Source organism: Nonomuraea sp. CA-143628 (genome assembly GCF_050942315.1).
Taxonomy (GTDB): domain Bacteria; phylum Actinomycetota; class Actinomycetes; order Streptosporangiales; family Streptosporangiaceae; genus Nonomuraea.
This window is the reverse complement of the sequence record NZ_CP192072.1, coordinates 2,989,922-3,005,845: the sequence shown is the minus strand read 5'-3', so window position 1 is coordinate 3,005,845 and position 15,924 is coordinate 2,989,922. Positions and strand designations below refer to the sequence as shown.

Here is a 15,924-nt window from a genome sequence, read left to right as displayed (position 1 = left end):
ACTACTGCTCAGAGCCGTCGAGCCCGATGAGCCGGGCCAGGACGGCGACCTGGTCGGCGAAGTGCGCGATGAACTCCGGCGAGGTGGGATCCGCGCCGCAGACGCCTTCGATGACGTGCGGCAGCGTGGTGGTCGCCATGGCGGCGGCCATCAGCATGACCAGCAGGCTCGCCGGGTCCACGTCGGCTGGAAGCCGTCCGGCAGCCTGTAGCGCGCGCAGCTCGTCGACGCTCTCGGCGAGCATGCGGGTGCGCGGCGCGTGGTCGGGGTCGTCTTCCGGACCGGTGTACTGCAGGCCGTTCCAGGCGAGCAGCCGGGTGCCCTCCGGGTTGTGCAACGCCTCCATCGCGTATCGGCGCAGTTGCTCGGGCAGCGGCGTGCCCGGTGGCGCCAGCTCGCGGCGCCGCTGCTGCCATTGCTGGGACACGGCCTCGTACAGGCCCTCTTTGCCGTCGAAGTAGTACGAGATCAGCTGCACGTTGACGCCCGCCCTGGCGGCGATCGCGCTGATCCGGGCGCCCGCGTAGCCGTGCGCACCGAACTCCGCCGATGCCGCGTCCAGGATCCGCTTGCGGGTGCGTTCGGGATCGCGCTGCCGCTCCTGCGGCTTGGGCGACCTACGAGGACTCGACGACGGAGACACACGCAGAACTATACATACGCCTGGCAATATCAAGCATCACTATGACTTAATCAAATGAACGCTTGACAGAGTCCTTCGGACGTTTGACGATGGCGGGGACAGCCCTTGGACAGCGAAGGAGAATGACATGCCAGATTCACCACGGATCCTCATCGCGGGCGCCGGCGTCGGCGGGCTGGCGCTCGCGCAGGCGTTGCGTCACGGCGGCCTGGACGTCGCCCTGTACGAGCGGGACTCCACGCCAAAGATCCGCAGCCAGGGCTACCGCATCCACATCGACCCGGACGGCAACGCCGCGCTGCGGGCCTGCCTACCGGCGCCGACACTCGACCTGGTCCGCCGCACCAGCGGGGTCAACGACGACGTGGTGGCCGGCTACACCCACCGGTTGCGGCAGGTGACGACGCGGACCTTCCCGGGAATCACCGACGACCTGATCACCAACGTGGATCGCGAGACCTTCCGGGAGGGCCTGCTCACCGGCCTGGCCGACACCGTCCGCTTCGGACGGACGCTAACCGGCTACCGGATCACCGATTCCGGCCGGGTACGCGTGGAGTTCGCCGAGGGCGGGGACGACGAGGGCGACCTGCTGGTCGGCGCGGAGGGCGTCGGTTCGCCGGTACGCCGCCAGTTGCTCCCGAACGCCACCGTGAAAGACCTCGGCCTCCGATGCGTCTACGGCCGGATGACGATCAACGAGACCACCGAGGCCCTCATCCCGGAGGCCCTCAGCCGCGGCTTCTCCTGGGTCTCCGACGAGAGCGGGTGCGGCGCCGGGTTCGCGCCGGTGCGGTTCCGCTCCCGGCCGGAGGGCGCGTCCGACTACCTGATGACCACCCTGCTCGCCACTCCCGAGCGGCTCGGCACGCCGGACGAGGAGCTGTTCGAGCTCTCGCCGCAGGCCCTGTGGAAGCTCGCTCTCGAGATGACCGCCGACTGGCATCCGGCACTCCGGGAGCTGTTCGCGTACGCCGACTCGGACAGGTTCTTCTCGATCACGATCCGGGCCGGCGAGCGAGTCGACGCGTGGACGTCCGGCCCGGTCACACTCCTCGGCGACGCCATCCACACCATGCCGCCGACCGGCGGCGTCGGCGCGAACACCGCGCTGCGGGACGCCGCGACACTGGCCGGCGAACTGCTCGCCGCCGCACGCGGCGACAAGTCACTCATCGACGCGGTCGCCGCGTACGAACGCGTCATGATCCCGCGCGGTTTCGACACCGTCGACGCCTCGCTCCGGATGGCCGCCCAGATGTTCGGCACGTCAGGCTGACGCGCGCCGAAATTGTCCTTGCCCTCCGCCATGATGGCCCCGCTCGTGTCCACGTACGTGATCTCGAAGGAGCTGTCATGACCACCGAAGAAACCGCAGGATGGTCAGATTTCGGGTGGGATTCCTGGAAGGACCTCACCCTGGTCCGCGCCAGGCTCGACGCGGGCGCCGACCCGAACGAAGGGTCCTACTCCTTCGAGCGGCCGCTGCACGCCGCGGCGGAGCGCGGTTCGCCGGAGGTGGTCGCCGAGCTGGCCGGCCGGGTCGATGACGTCGACGCGGAGTGCGAGGGCCGCACCGCGCTCTGGGACGCGGTCTTCAACGACCAGCCCGAGAACGCCCTCGCCCTGGTCGCCGCCGGAGCGGACCCATGGCGGCCCATGATGGCCGGCTGGTCGCCCGGCCGGCTCAGCCTGGCGGGCCCCACGCCTGGCCTGTTCTTCCCGTTCCCGCCGGGCCATACCGGGCTGACCGAGGCGGAGACCGCCGCCGTCACTGAGGCCGAACGCCTGATCGGCGCGCTGGACGGCATCGGGTGGGACGGTTACAGCCTGGCCTGCGTACGCGGCATCAGCGCCGCCGAGGCGGCACAGCGCTTAGCCGCCACACCCGTCGCCGAGGAAGAGCTGGAAGAGATCACGGAAGACCCGTCCGACGAGGAGGCCATGCAGTTCATCGGCTTCACCGACGTACCCGGCGGCTGCGTCGTCAGCCAGCCATGGGGCTACATGGCCTCGGATACCGTCGTCATGGAGGCGCTGTCGGCGGGCACGGTCGCCTATGGCATGTACGCCAATCCCAAGAGCGGCAACCAGGGCTGCGTCTTCCGCGACGGCGAGGTCGTGGACTGGGACACCCACCCGGGCGGCGGCGACGCGTCCGAGGACGACTCGGCCGAGGAGGTCCTGCTCAAGTACCTGTACCAGGGCCAAGCCGAGGCCTACTGCTTCGCCGGCGCGGGCCTGCGCCCGGCCAACGCCCGCGTGATCACCGATCCGGACACGTACCTGCGGCTGCCCGAGCGGGACCACTGACGCTGACCGAGGCGGGTCAGGCGGTGTCGCCGCCGTCGGCGAGCAGCGTGCTGCCCGTCATGAAGGTCGACAAGTCCGACGCGCAGAACAGGACGACGCGCGCGATGTCGTCAGGGACTCCGACCCGCCCGATCGGCCCGTTCAGCATGAGGTCGGTCGGTGGGATCTCGGTCGGTGGGATCTCGGTCGGCGGGATCGGGAGGTCGGTCGGCGGGAGGTCGTCGGGCATCACGGCCGCAGCGGCCATCATGTTGCCCTCGGTGGGGACGAAGCTCGGTGCGACGCCGAGCACCCGGATGCCGAGGGGAGCGAGTTCGAGGGCGAGCTCGCGTGTGACGCCGCGCACGGCGTGCTTCGACCCGACATAGGCGGCCAGGCCGGGCGCGCTACCGCGGAATCCAGCGGTCGAGACGATGTTCACGATGACACCGCCCGTGCCCGCGGCCGCCATCCGCCGGGCCGCCTCACGCGCGCCGACGAAGACGCCGCGCGCGTTCACCGCGAACACCTTGTCCCACGTCTCCTCGGTCATCTCCAGCAGGGGGACCGCCGGGAAGATACCGGCGTTGTTCACCCAGATGTCCAGGCCGCCGAGATCGGCGACCGCGCGGTCGGCCGTTGCGGCGACGGACGCCGCGTCGGTGACGTCCATGGCGGCCCCGATCACGCGTACACCGTGGCGTCGCGCGAGCTGCCCGGCGGCGGCCAGGGCGAGCTCTTCGTCGATGTCGCCGATCAGCAGGTCGGCGCCCGCCTCGGCCAGGCGTGACGCGATCGCCTTGCCCAGTCCGCGACCGCCTCCGGTCACGACCGCGCGGCGGCCCGTCAGGGAAACGAGCTCGGCCAGGGACCTGCTCGACACATCAGCGGTGGACATGGTGCTCTCCTTCGGGGGAAAACGGGCGCGCGTACGGTCCAGAGGCTGACGGGTCCATCGGCCTCATCTCGTCAGACCTGAGCGGTCCAGAGGCTGACGGGTCCGTCGGCCTCATCTCCGTCCGCCCTCGTTGATGCGGTAGTGCGCGTTCAAGAGCGGCCAGATCACCTCGGCCATCTCGGCAGGGGTGCGGGTACATCCGCCCTCAAGCCAGTCGACGGCCACACCGAGGAGCGCCCCGGCGGTGAACGCGGCCGTCACGTCATGCGGAACGAGCTCCGGCCACTGCCCGGCGTCGGCCGCGACCAGGTGTTCACGAATGACCGTGGCCATGCGGTGGCGAATGTGGCCGACGACGCGGGCGCTGCCCTCCAGCCCCAGCAGCGCGCGATACAGCCCCGCGTGCTCGGCGAGGCTGGCGAAGAACGCCGCCAGCGACCGGATCGCCTCCCCCACCAGGTCCGGCGAGTCCAGCTCGGGAGCGGGCAAGGACTCGATCAAGCCGTCGATCATCGCGGTGCAGGCGTCCTCGGCCAGCTCGTGGACGTCGCGGTAGTGGTCGTAGAAGGCCGAACGGCTCACGCCGGCGCCCTCGGCGACGTCGGAGACGCTGATCCGGGACAGGTCCTGCTCCTCGACCAGCTGGATCAGCGCGCGTGCCAGCGCTGTCCGGGTGCGGCGCACGCGCCGGTCACCCGATGCGGCCTTGCTCTCTCTTGCGGTGTCCACAGTCGCCATCTTATCGAACGCCTACAAGTGCAAGTTTCCTTGCAGCTGTAGGCTAATGTGTGACCGGGACGACGAAGGGATCTCGACTTATGTGGATAAATGCCCCCATCGCCCTCGCCCCAGGCAGCGCCTCGTGACCTCGCCCGGACACGTAGTGATCGTCGGGGCGTCGGCCGCCGGGCTCAGCACCGGGGAGGCGCTGCGGCGGCTCGGCCACGAGGGCCGGCTGACCCTGGTCGACGCCGAGACCCACCTCCCCTACGATCGGCCGCCGCTGTCGAAGCAGGTCCTGGCCGGCGTCTGGGAACCGGCCCGCGCGCAGCTCCGTACCGCGGCCCAGCTCGACGCCCTGGCGGCCGAGTTCGTCCGGGGCGAGCCCGCTGTCGCGCTGGACGCGGCGGAGCGGACGGTCACCACCGCCTCCGGCCGCGTGCTGCGGGCCGACGCCGTGGTCGTGGCCACCGGGCTGACGCCGTACCGGCTGCCGGGCCAGGACGGGCTGGCGGGCGTACATGTGCTGCGCGGCCTGGACGACGCGCTCGCCCTGCGCGCCCGCTTGATCCCCGGCACCCGGCTCGTGGTCGTCGGTGAGGGCGTACTGGGCGCCGAGCTCGCCGCCACCGCCCGCACCATGGGTTTGCAGGTCACCCTGGCCGGCATGGGGCAGACGCCGCTGCGCGAGCAGCTCGGCGACATGGTCGGCGGCCTGCTCGCCCGCACCCACACCGAGCATGGGGTCCAGCTGCGACTCGGCGTCGCGGTGGCCGAATTGACCGGCATGGGCGGCCGGGTCACCGGCGTGCGGCTGGCCACCGGCGAGTCGCTGCCCGCCGACGCGGTCGTGGTCGCCATCGGGTCCCGCCCGGCGACCGGCTGGCTGACCGGCAGCGGCCTCACCCTGGGCGACGGGGTGGAATGCGACGCGCGCTGCCGCGCCGTCGAGGGCGTGTACGCCGTCGGCGACGTGGCCTCCTTCGAGCACTCCGGGCTCGGCAGGCGCCTCCGGCTGGAGAACCGCACCAACGCCACCGAGCAGGCCCAGGTGGTGGCGGCCAACCTCCTCGGCGCCGACCGCCCGTACACACCGATCCCGTACTTCTGGACCGACCAGTACGACATCAAGATCCAGGCCCACGGCCTGCCCTCACCGGCGGCTGAAGTCACCATCGCCGAGGGCGACCCGGAGCAGCACCGTTTCGCCGCCGTCTACCGCGAGGGCGGCCAGGTCACCGGCGTACTCGGCTGGAACATGCCCAAGCAGGCCCGCCTCCTACGGCAGCAGCTCTTGGGCACCTGGCAGCCCACCCCACCACTCACGCCCGCGTGAGAACCCGCACGACCACCATCCATGAGGAGATGTCCGTTGAGCGTCAACGAGCAGGTTCTGAGCTATCCGATCCCCAACGACGCGCCGCTGGACCCGCCCGCGGAGTGGGCCGAGCTACGCGGCAAGTGCCCGGTGGCGCACGTCAAGCTGCCCAGCGGCGACCAGGCGACGCTGCTGACCCGCTATGACGACGTCAAGGAAGTGCTGGCCGATCCGCGCTTCACCCGCCTGCTGAACGCCCCCGACGCGGCCCGGCTGTCGGCCACGGACGACGGCGGGCTGTTCAACAGCGAGATGGCGGCGATCATCCCCGACGGCGGGGAGGAGCATCTGCACTGGCGGCGCCTGGTCGGCAAGTGGTTCACCGCCAAGCGCATGAACGCCCTGCGGCCCCAGATGGCGCGGATCGCCGAGGGCCTGATCGACGACATGGTCGAGGGTGGCGCCCCCGGCGACCTCAGGGCGGGCCTGGGCTTCCCGCTGCCGGTGTACGTCATCTGCGACATGCTCGGCGTGCCCGCCGAGGACCGGGACCGGTTCTCGTACTGGTCCGACACGCTGCTCAACCTCACCCGCTACAGCAAGGAGGAGATCGAGGCCGCCCAGGCCGAGTTCTTCCAGTACATGTCCGACCATCTCGCTGCCAAGCGCACCGAGCCGGGCGACGACCTGCTGAGCGAGCTGATCGCGGCCGGCGGCCCAGAAGACGGCGGGCTGGCCGAGATCCAGATCCTCGTCACCGGCATGGCGCTGCTGGTCGCCGGTCACGAGACCACCGCCAACATGATCGGCAAGATGGTCTCCATGCTGCTGGCCGACCGCACCCGGTGGGAGCGCCTGCTGGCCGAGCCCGCGCTGATCCGCTCCACCGTGGAGGAGACGCTGCGCCTCGACGCCAACTCCGGCTTCGGCCTGCCGCGCTACCTCAAGGAGGAGACCGAGGTCAGCGGCACCGTACTGCCCAAGGGCACCACCGTGATCTGCAGCATGGCCGCCGCCAACCGGGACGAGAGCGCCTTCGAGGCCGCCGACCAGATGGACCTGACCCGCAGCCCCAACCCCCACCTGGCCTTCGGGTCCGGCGCGCACTCCTGCCTCGGTCAGGCGCTGGCCCGCACCGAGCTGCAGGTCGTCCTGGAGGTGCTGCTGCGCAAGCTGCCCACGCTGGAGCTGGCGGTGCCGGTGGAGGAGCTGGAGCGCGTGGAAGGGCTGGCGGTCGGCGGCCTGCGTACGGTGCCGGTCCGCTGGTGATCCTGATCGACAAGGAGGGGAACCCTGAGATGAAAGTCATTGTGGACGAGGACAAGTGCTGCGGCGCCGGGCAGTGCGTGCTGATCGCGCCGGAGGTGTTCGCCCAGCGGGACGAGGACGGCATCGTCATCCTGCTCGAACCCGAGCCCGCGGCCGACCAGCACAGCGCGGTCCGCGAGGCCGCCGCCGTCTGCCCCGGCGCCGCCATCGAGGTGACCGAGCAGGCGTAAGCAGCAGGCAATCCCGGGTCACACGCCGAAGATCGTCCGCTCGACCCGGTCGAGTGCCAGCCGTACCGCGCCCAGCGCGACGGACTCGCTGCCCAGCTCCGAGGACTCCACCCGTACGGGGAAGAGGCAGAGCTCGGCGAGTTCCTCGCGCAGGGGTGCGGCGAGCAGTTCCCGCGCGCCCGACAGCCCGCCGCCCAGGACCACCAGTTCGGGGTCCATCGTGAGTACGGCGGCGCCGACGCCCTTGGCCAGGTCGCGGGCGAAGGCGCGGACGATGGCCGCCGCCTCCGCGTCCCCCTGCCGCACGGCCTCGAACACGCGCTCCGCCGCCTCCGCCACAGGCACATCGCGCCCCGCCGCCTCCGCCGCCACAGGCACATCGCGCTCCGCCGCGGGGACATCGCCGCCGTAGGCGAGGAAGCGGTCGAACGCGGTGTACCACCCGAACGCCCGCATGACGCCGATCTCCCCCGCCGCGCCGTTGCGACCCTGGTGCAGTTTGCCGCCGATGAGCAGGCCCGCCGCGATGCTGCGCCCGGCCAGCAGGCAGATCACGTCGTTCGCCCCGACGGCCGCGCCGCACCAGTGCTCGGCCAGCGCGGCCAGGTTGGTGTCGTTGCCGACCAGGACGGGGCCGGCCGCCAGGCCGCCGAGCGCGGCGGGCAGGTCGACGCCCGCCCAGCCGGGCAGCCGGTCACTGATCAGTATCCGGCCGTCGGCGGGGTCGACCACGCCGGTCGTGGCCACGCCGATCGCGCGCACCTCTCCGGGCTCGACGCCGACGGCGCGCAGGGTCCTGCGGACGACGAGCTTCGCGGCGGCGATCCTGTCGGCGGTGCTGGTCTCAGGGGTCACGACCGTGCGCCGGCGGTCGACGATGCGGCCCTTGAGGTCGGCGGTGAGCGCCAGGACCTTGTGCGGGCCGATGTCGAGCCCGACGACGTGGCCCGCGTCCGCGCGGAACCGGTAACGCTTGGCCGGCCGACCGACCGGACGGGGGTCTCCGGCCTTGACGCCGACCTCCTCGACGAGCCCGGCGAGCCCGGCGATCACGTCCTCGACGGTCGCCCGCGAGACGGCGGTGGTCTTCACGAGCTGCGTCAGCGTCAGCTCGTCCGCGGCGTGCAGCGCGCGCAGCACCGCGGCGGCGTTGAGGCGGCGCAGCAGCGCCGGGTCCTGTCCGGTCAAGGTCACGATCCGATGTTAGGGCATTGCTAATTATTTGATGAACTACTAAAAATAACCAGGACGAGAGGAGGCCTCTGCGGGCGAACTCGCGCGCCAGGGCCTCCTCGGCGAAACGCCGCCTGACGCAGAGCTCAACGGTCTCCAGAAGGCCGGGGCACGTGCCGCCGGTCGGCCGGCATTGAGAGAGGACCCCCAGGTGAAGAAGGCCATCGTGCTGGTCACCGCCGCCCTGGCGCTTGCCGCGTGCGCCCCGGCAGGCTCACGGCAGCCAGTGGAGGACGGGAAGAAGGAGATCTCCTTCCTGGTGTTCGAGACGCCCAATCTGACGCCGGAGTACTGGGACGCGGCCATCAAGCGCATCACCGACAAGCACCCCGACATCGCGGTGAAGAAGCTCGTCGCGCCGAGCGCGGGCGAGCGCAACGCCTACGCCAAGCAGCTCCTGGCCTCGGGCCAGCTGCCCGACGTCATGCAGGCCATCGCGCCCAGCGGCCTGGCGGAGAGCGGCAACCTGTACGCCTGGAGCGACGCGGAGCTGAAGAACTACACCTACCCGCGCTCCAACCCGCTGGGCGGCAAGATCTACCAGCTGCCCTACAACTCCCAGCCGACCCCGCTGGTCTACTACAACAAGAAGCTCTTCGCCGAGGCCGGCGTCCAGGCGCCGCCCAAGACGTACGCGGAACTGCTCACCGCCTCGGCCAAGCTCAAGGCCAAGGGGATCAACCCGTTCGTGGTGGGCGGCGGCGGCAAGGACGCGTTCGCGGCCGGCTACCTCTGGATCGCGCTCGTCAGTGCCGACGTCTACGCCCAGCAGCCGGACTTCCTGGTCAAGCGGCGCGCCGGGCAGGTCAGGTTCGCCGACCCGGTCTTCGTCAAGGCCACCCAGAAGTTCGCCGACCTGGTCAGGCAGGGCTACATCGACAAGGCCGGGCTGTCGCGCGACTATCCCTCGACCGAGAAGGCGTTCCTCGACGGCAAGGGCGCGATGTACCCGATGGGGTCGTGGTTCGCCGCGTCGGCCGATGCCGGCGAGCCGCCGTTCGACATCGGGGTCTTCGCCTGGCCCACCGATGACGGCAAGGTCGTCGTGCCCTCGTACACCGGCGGCGGCCCCATCGTGAACGCCAAGTCCAAGAACCTCGAGGCGGCCAGGACGTTCGCGCTGGAGTTCAACCAGAACGCGGCCAACAACGACGTGCTCGTCAAGTCCGACGCGGCCATCATCGCGATCAACGGCTACCGGCCGCCGCCGATGGGCCCGGTCTACGGTGCCACGCTCGACGTCTTCAGGTCGGGGCGGGTCGTCAACGCCTTCACGGTCGAGACCGGCGACGACTCGCTGCTGCCGGGCGTGGGCGACAAGGTGTTCGCGCTCGCCCAGGAGATCATCGCCGGCAAGACCGACGGCGCCGCCGCGGCCAAGGCGCTGGACGCCGAATGGGTCAAGGCGGGCGGGCAGTAGATGGGGCAGGACAAGCGGGCGGCCGTCCCCTGGCAGCGGCTGACGTACCTGCTGAGTTTCGTCGCGCCGGGCGTGCTGGTCTACGCCTGCTTCGTGCTCGCGCCGATCATGCTCAGCTTCGGCTACAGCCTCACCAACGCCAGCCTGTTCAATGCGCGGACGAGCTTCGTCGGGCTGGACAACTACCTGCGTCTCCTGACCGACCCGGACTTCCTGACCTCGCTCAAGGTGACCACGATCCTGACGCTGATCGTCGTGATCGTGCCGAACGTGGCGGGCGTCGCCCTCGCCGTGCTGCTCGACCGTACGAGCTGGCTCTACCGGGTGCTGCGCAGCGTCTTCTTCGTCCCCGTCGTGCTCAGCTCGGTGGTGGTGAGCGTGGTCTGGATGGCCATGCTCCAGGACGAGGGCCTGATCAACCGGCTGCTCGGGGTACGGGTCGGCTGGTTGTCCGATCCCGATCTGGCGCTGTACTCCATCGGCTTCATCATCAGCTGGCAGATGCTCGGCTTCTGCTCGGTGGTCTACCTGGCCGCGCTGCAGGGCGTGCCGTCCTCTCTGCTGGAGGCGGCGGCGATCGACGGCGCGGGCTCCTGGACGCGGTTCCGCCGGGTCACCTGGCCGCTGCTGGCGCCGGCGTTGACGACGAACACGGTGATGCTGCTGATCACCGGTTTCAAGGCGTACGACCACATCCAGGTCCTGACGGCCGGCGGCCCGGGGCTGGGCACAACGGCGACGGTGGCGTTCAACGTCATCCAGGTGGGCTTCACCGCCAACCGCACGGGCGAGTCCTCAGCGATGGCGATCCTCATGCTCGTGATCGTCGCGACGGTCTCCGCCGTCGTGCTGCGCGTGCTCAACCGCAGAGAGGTCGACGTATGAGGGCGCTGCGCCCGGTGGTCGCGATCATCGTGGCCGCCGCCTTCTTCCTGCCGCTCTACCTGGTCGTGGCCAACGTCTTCAAGCACGGGCCCGACATCACCGCCTCCCCGGCGGCGCCGCCGATCCCGCCGACGCTGGACAACCTCACGCAGGCGCTGATCCGCCCCGACCATCTGTTCTGGAACGGCCTGATCAACAGCGTCACCGTGACGCTGTCGTCGATCGTGATCCTCACCGTCGTCTCGGCCATGCTGGGCCACTACATCTGCCGCACCCCGGCGCGCTTCGCCCGGATCACCCTGCTGGTGTTGCTGGCCGGGCTGATGATCCCGCCACAGGTGATCCTGGTGCCGGTCACCCAGGTGCTGAACCTGACCGGCCTCATGGGCACGATCAGCGGCCTGGTGCTGTTCAACGTCGGCTACTACGTGCCGTTCGGGGTCTTCGTCTTCTCCGGCTTCATCCGGGCCATCCCGATCGAGCTGGAGCAGGCCGCCTCGCTCGACGGGGCGGGCAAGTTCGGCACGTTCTGGCGGGTGGTCTTCCCGCTGCTGCGCCCGGCGACGGCCAGCGTACTGATCTTCCTCGGGGTGTGGATCTGGAACGACTTCCTCAACCCGCTGATCATCCTCGGCCCGGCGGGCGGCACCACGGTCACCGTGGGCGTCTATCGCGCGCTCGGCCAGTTCCAGCGGGACTACGGCGACATGTTCGGGCTGATGGTGCTGTCGGCTCTGCCCATCCTCATCTTCTACTTCGCGCTGCAGAAGCACTTCGTCAAGGGACTCACCGGGGGAGCGGTCAAAGGATGATCAACCTGAGGGACCACATCGGGCAGGCCCTCGACCGGCCGATCACCCTGGCAGTGGTGGGCGCGGGCGCACGCGGCACGGCCTACGCCGAGCTGGCCGCCCGCCTGCCGGACCGGGCCCGCGTGGTGGCCGTCGCCGAGCCGCGCGAGGCCGCCCGCCAGGAGTTCGCGGTACGCCACGCGCTCGCGCCGGAGCGGGTCTTCCGCGACTGGAAGGAGTTCGCCGCGCTCGGCAGGATCGCCGACGCGGTCATCGTGGCCACCCTGGACGCCGATCACCTGGCGCCCGCCGAGGTCTTCGCCCAGCAGGGGTACGACATCCTGCTGGAGAAGCCCGTCGCCCCCACCGAGGCGCAGACGGTGGCCATCGGGGCGGCGGCAGCTCGTACTGGCGCCATGATCGCGGTCTGCCACGTCATGCGCTACACCCCCTACACCCGCCGGCTCCGCGAGGTGCTCCCCCGCATCGGCGAGATCGTCAGCGTGGAGCACCTGGAGCCGGTCGGCTGGTACCACTTCGCCCACTCCTTCGTCCGCGGCAACTGGCGGCGCGAGGACGAGAGCGCCTTCGCGCTGCTGGCCAAGGCCTGCCACGACATCGACTGGCTGAGCCACGTCGTGAGCCGCAAGGCCGAGCAGGTCTCCTCCTTCGGCGGGCTGCGCCACTTCCGTGCCGATCAGCGGCCGCCGGGCGCCGCGGACCGGTGCGTGGAATGCCCGATCGAGCGCGAATGCCCGTACTCGGCCGTGCGGCTCTACCGCGACGGGCTGCGCAACGGCGGCACCAAGCAGTACTTCACCCGCGTCATGACCGGCGGCACGCTCACCGAGGAGGCGGTCACCGAGGCGCTGGCCGAGGGCCCCTACGGACGGTGTGTGTACGCCAGCGACAACGACGCGGTGGATCACCAGGTGGTGACCATCGAGTACGAGGGCGGGATCACCGCCGCCTTCACGATGACCGCGTTCACGCCCCTGGAGAACCGGCACACCAAGCTGTTCGGCACCAAGGGCCAGCTGACCGGCGACGGCCGATTTATCCACATTTATGAGTTCTTGTCGGAGGAAACCACCACGATCGACACCTCGCTGGACGGCTCCAGCGCGGCGGAAGGCCACGCCGGCGGCGACGCCGCGCTGATCGAGTCGTTCGTCTCCGCCCTGCACGAGGGCCGGCCCGAGCTGATCCTTTCCGGGATCCAGGAGAGCGTCGACAGCCACCGCGTGGTCTTCGCCGCCGAACGGGCCCGCCACACCGCGACCGTACAAACCCTCTCGAACGGAGAGCACCCCCAATGAGGCAACGCACCTTCCTCGCCCTCGCCGTGCTGGCCACCTCGATGAGCGCCGCCAACACCGCGCCCGCCCAAGCCACCTCGATGGTCATCGCCAAAACCGCGCCCGCTCAGGCCACCTCGATGGTCACCGCCACCCCCGCGATCGCCCAGGCCGGCGCGGCGGAGTGGCAGGACATCCGCAGGATCCTCTCGGCCATCGACGACGCCTACACCGCCCCGCCCGCGCTCAACACCGTGGAGACCGTCCGCTACACCTCCGGCCTGCTCCTGGGCAACGGCGACATGCACGTCACCTCTGACGCTCGCGAGCAGCGGCAGACGTACTATCTGTCCAAGTCCGACCTCTGGCACAGCAGCAACGGGCAGACGCCGTTCGGCAAGATCTCCATCGGCCCCGTGCGTACCCCGGCCATCGCCGCCGCCAAGGACACCTTGGAGTGCGGCGCGGCCTGCGTGATCGACGGCGATCCCGAGACCCGCTGGGTCTCACAGAGCAACGCGAGCACGAGCGACCCGCAGTGGGTCACCATCGACCTGGGCAAGACCCAGACGATCGACCACTGGGTGCTCAGGCACAACGGCTTCCAAGGCAGGGCCGACGCCTTCCAGCGGCTCAACACCCAGAGCTTCACCCTGCAGAAGAGCGACGACGGCAGTACGTGGACCGACGTGGACGCTGTGACGGGCAACACGGCCGAGCTGACCGAACGGACCGTGCCCGCTTTCACCGCCCGCCACCTGCGCCTGCTGATCACCGGTGCGGTACGCGACCCCGCCGACCCGAACCAGAAGGCCTACATCCGCGACCTGCAACTGTTCGACGGCCAGACCAACGTCCTCACGGGCGCGACCGGCACCGACCCGAACTACCGGCAGCGGCAGGACATCCTTAACGCGGAGGTACGCGGCTCCCAGACGGTCGACGGCCGGGCGCTGAGCACCCGCACCTGGACCGCCGACGGCGAGAACCTCCTGGTCACCGAGCTGTCGATCCCCGACGGCGCGCGGCCCCTGCCGCTCCAGATCGACCTGACCACACCGGACGGGACGACCGGCGTCGCCGGTGACGGGCAGGTGTGGATCACCCGTGCGACCGGCGCGGACGGCGAGAGCGGCTGGGTCTCCAAGGCGGCCGCGTCGACCAGGGTCGTCGGCTCGCGCACCCCGGTCACCGCGAGCACCCCGTCGAGCAACCTCGCCCGCCTCGCCTTCGAGCTGGCTCCCGGCCGGCCCGTGCGGCTCGTCACCTCGCTCCAGGGCAACGGCGGCTACGCCAACCTCACGCCGCTGGCCGACTTCATCACCAAGGCGGTGAACCGGGCGGGCCAGGTCGACGGCCGTGATCTCGACAGAGTCCAGTCCACCCACCGCGACTGGTGGCGGAGGTTCTGGCTGAAGTCGTACGTCGACACCGGCGACTCGACCCTGAACAAGTACTACTACGGCGCCCTTTACGCCATGGGCGCGGCCAGCCGCGAGGGCTCCTTCCTGCCCGGCACCTATTCGCCGTGGCGCACCGTCGAGCAGACCGGGGGCGCCAACCGCTACTGGCTCAACTACAACACCCAGTCCCAGTTCTACGGCGTCTACTCGGCCAACCGGCCCGAGCTGGCGGCGCCGTACTACAAGACGATGACGGCCGAGCTCCCGTACCAGCGCAACACCACGCATGCCGCCGGATACAAGGGCCTGACCTTCGCCCGCACCGTCTACCCGTACAACCAGACCCGTCCCGCCCCCGCCGAGGTGCCGGTCACCGGGCCCAAGTCGCCGAAGAAGCTCGCCGACCAGAAGACGAACGGCACGTTCGTCGCGATCCCCTACATGTGGAACTGGGACTACACCCACGACAAGCAGTTCCTGCGCACCACGACCTACCCGTTCCTCAAGGAACTGGGTGACTTCTGGATGGACTATCTGGAGAAGGGCGAGGACGGCAAGTACCACGTCCTGCACAGCGCCGTGAACGAGGGCGGGGACGACGTCGACTCCACCTACGACCTCGGCTACATCCGGCGCACGCTGACCGCGCTGATCGAGTACAGCCAGGTGCTCGGCGTGGACGCGGAGCTGCGGCCGGTCTGGCAGGGCTACCTGAACGACCTGGCCCCGTATCCGACGGCGACCATGGACGGCCTGGACGTCATCCTCCTCGCGAGCAAGATCGAGAACTCGATCAAGGGCAACGCGCTGCTCAACAAGAACGACCAGCCGATCAACCTGGAGGGCGTCGTCCACCCGAGCGACAACCTGGCCATCGGCGGCGACCCCGAGCAGCTGCGGAAGGTCCGCGAAACCCTGCAGTGGGTGGACCCGTTCCTGCCGGGTTCGCGCGGCTCCTCCATCAACGGGTTCCCGAAGACGTTCACCATCGCGGCCCGCGCGGGCTGGGATCCCGAGGACCTCGTCGGCAAGTTCACCACCGTGATCAACCGGCTGTGGCGGCCGAACCTGACCGTGTCCCAGTCGGGCGGCGGACAGGAGACCTCGGGCTCGCTGGAGACCGTGAACTCGATGTTCCTGCAGACCTTCGAGAACACCATCCGGGTCTTCCCGGCCTGGCCGGCCGGGCGTGACGGCAGGTTCGTCCGACTGCGTGCCAAGGGCGCCTTCCTGCTCTCCGCCGAGCGGCGGGCCGGGCGTCCGGTCTCGGCCATCGAGCTGACCAGCGAGAAGGGCGGCAAGGCCACCCTCGCCAACCCGTGGGGCGAGCGCCGTCCGGTCGTGGTGGACACTTCCGGGCACCGGCCCGTGCCGCTCACCTTCGGCCACGACGCCGACACCGGGGAGATGACGTTCTCCTTCGCCACCACGCCCGGCCACACGTACACGATGACCGCCCGCTAGCCCCCATCGGCGCCGCCACTCTCGCGAGTGGCGGCGCTTGAAGTGCCGCACAATGGGAGT

The 15,924-nt window shown here is 70.2% G+C and carries 14 protein-coding genes; 10 read left to right on the top strand and 4 right to left on the bottom strand.

Translation table 11 applies throughout. The features are described 5' to 3' along the window. Position 1: 1 nt before the first annotated feature. Positions 2-643 carry a TetR/AcrR family transcriptional regulator gene (locus ACQP2T_RS14160; RefSeq protein ID WP_433516608.1) on the bottom strand — a complete coding sequence of 214 codons (642 nt, stop codon included), beginning with the start codon at positions 641-643 and terminating at the stop codon, positions 2-4. 127 nt (positions 644-770) lie between these two features. Between ACQP2T_RS14160 and ACQP2T_RS14155 the strand changes: the two genes are divergently transcribed. Further along, positions 771-1,922, top strand: a complete 1,152-nt coding sequence (locus tag ACQP2T_RS14155; protein ID WP_433516607.1) for an FAD-dependent oxidoreductase — start codon at positions 771-773, stop codon at positions 1,920-1,922. 77 nt (positions 1,923-1,999) lie between these two features. Then, positions 2,000-2,956, top strand: coding sequence for an ankyrin repeat domain-containing protein (locus tag ACQP2T_RS14150; RefSeq protein WP_433516606.1), 957 nt, complete (start codon positions 2,000-2,002; stop codon positions 2,954-2,956). Between the two features lie 16 nt (positions 2,957-2,972). Here the strand turns inward: ACQP2T_RS14150 and ACQP2T_RS14145 are convergent, their stop codons facing one another. Both ACQP2T_RS14145 and ACQP2T_RS14140 read right to left on the bottom strand, forming a co-directional pair. Further along, positions 2,973-3,833 (bottom strand): SDR family NAD(P)-dependent oxidoreductase, encoded by an 861-nt coding sequence (locus tag ACQP2T_RS14145; RefSeq protein ID WP_433516605.1) that lies wholly within the window; start codon positions 3,831-3,833, stop codon positions 2,973-2,975. Between the two features lie 111 nt (positions 3,834-3,944). Further along, on the bottom strand, positions 3,945-4,571 hold the full coding sequence (locus ACQP2T_RS14140; RefSeq protein WP_433516604.1) for a TetR/AcrR family transcriptional regulator: 627 nt from the start codon (positions 4,569-4,571) through the stop codon (positions 3,945-3,947). A 124-nt stretch (positions 4,572-4,695) separates the two neighbouring features. On the opposite strand from ACQP2T_RS14140, the gene ACQP2T_RS14135 reads away from it, so the two are divergent. From ACQP2T_RS14135 to ACQP2T_RS14125, 3 genes are read left to right on the top strand one after another with little or no spacing between them, the layout of a single operon-like run. Then, positions 4,696-5,889, top strand: a complete 1,194-nt coding sequence (locus tag ACQP2T_RS14135; protein ID WP_433516603.1) for an NAD(P)/FAD-dependent oxidoreductase — start codon at positions 4,696-4,698, stop codon at positions 5,887-5,889. Between the two features lie 36 nt (positions 5,890-5,925). After that, positions 5,926-7,140, top strand: coding sequence for a cytochrome P450 (locus ACQP2T_RS14130; RefSeq protein WP_433516602.1), 1,215 nt, complete (start codon positions 5,926-5,928; stop codon positions 7,138-7,140). Between the two features lie 29 nt (positions 7,141-7,169). Then, positions 7,170-7,370 (top strand): ferredoxin, encoded by a 201-nt coding sequence (locus ACQP2T_RS14125; RefSeq protein ID WP_433516601.1) that lies wholly within the window; start codon positions 7,170-7,172, stop codon positions 7,368-7,370. An 18-nt stretch (positions 7,371-7,388) separates the two neighbouring features. Here ACQP2T_RS14125 and ACQP2T_RS14120 read toward each other — a convergent pair whose 3' ends face one another. Further along, positions 7,389-8,564: an ROK family protein gene (locus ACQP2T_RS14120; protein ID WP_433516600.1), complete on the bottom strand. Its 1,176-nt coding sequence runs from the start codon at positions 8,562-8,564 to the stop codon at positions 7,389-7,391. A 190-nt stretch (positions 8,565-8,754) separates the two neighbouring features. Between ACQP2T_RS14120 and ACQP2T_RS14115 the strand changes: the two genes are divergently transcribed. Genes ACQP2T_RS14115 through ACQP2T_RS14095 form a run of 5 tightly spaced genes read left to right on the top strand, consistent with a single transcriptional unit; the run spans position 8,755 to position 15,864 of the window. Then, positions 8,755-10,023, top strand: a complete 1,269-nt coding sequence (locus ACQP2T_RS14115) for an ABC transporter substrate-binding protein (protein ID WP_433516599.1) — start codon at positions 8,755-8,757, stop codon at positions 10,021-10,023. Then, on the top strand, positions 10,024-10,908 hold the full coding sequence (locus ACQP2T_RS14110; RefSeq protein WP_433516598.1) for a carbohydrate ABC transporter permease: 885 nt from the start codon (positions 10,024-10,026) through the stop codon (positions 10,906-10,908). It abuts the gene before it with no gap. Then, a complete protein-coding gene (locus ACQP2T_RS14105) occupies positions 10,905-11,720 on the top strand; it encodes a carbohydrate ABC transporter permease (protein WP_433516597.1) in 816 nt (271 codons plus the stop codon). Before ACQP2T_RS14110 ends, ACQP2T_RS14105 begins: the two co-directional genes overlap by 4 nt. After that, the gene (locus tag ACQP2T_RS14100) at positions 11,717-13,018 is read left to right on the top strand and encodes a Gfo/Idh/MocA family protein (protein WP_433516596.1); all 1,302 of its coding nucleotides are present in this window, start codon (positions 11,717-11,719) and stop codon (positions 13,016-13,018) included. Before ACQP2T_RS14105 ends, ACQP2T_RS14100 begins: the two co-directional genes overlap by 4 nt. Next, positions 13,015-15,864: a discoidin domain-containing protein gene (locus ACQP2T_RS14095; protein WP_433516595.1), complete on the top strand. Its 2,850-nt coding sequence runs from the start codon at positions 13,015-13,017 to the stop codon at positions 15,862-15,864. The genes ACQP2T_RS14100 and ACQP2T_RS14095 overlap by 4 nt, the downstream gene beginning before the upstream one ends. Positions 15,865-15,924 lie beyond the last annotated feature (60 nt).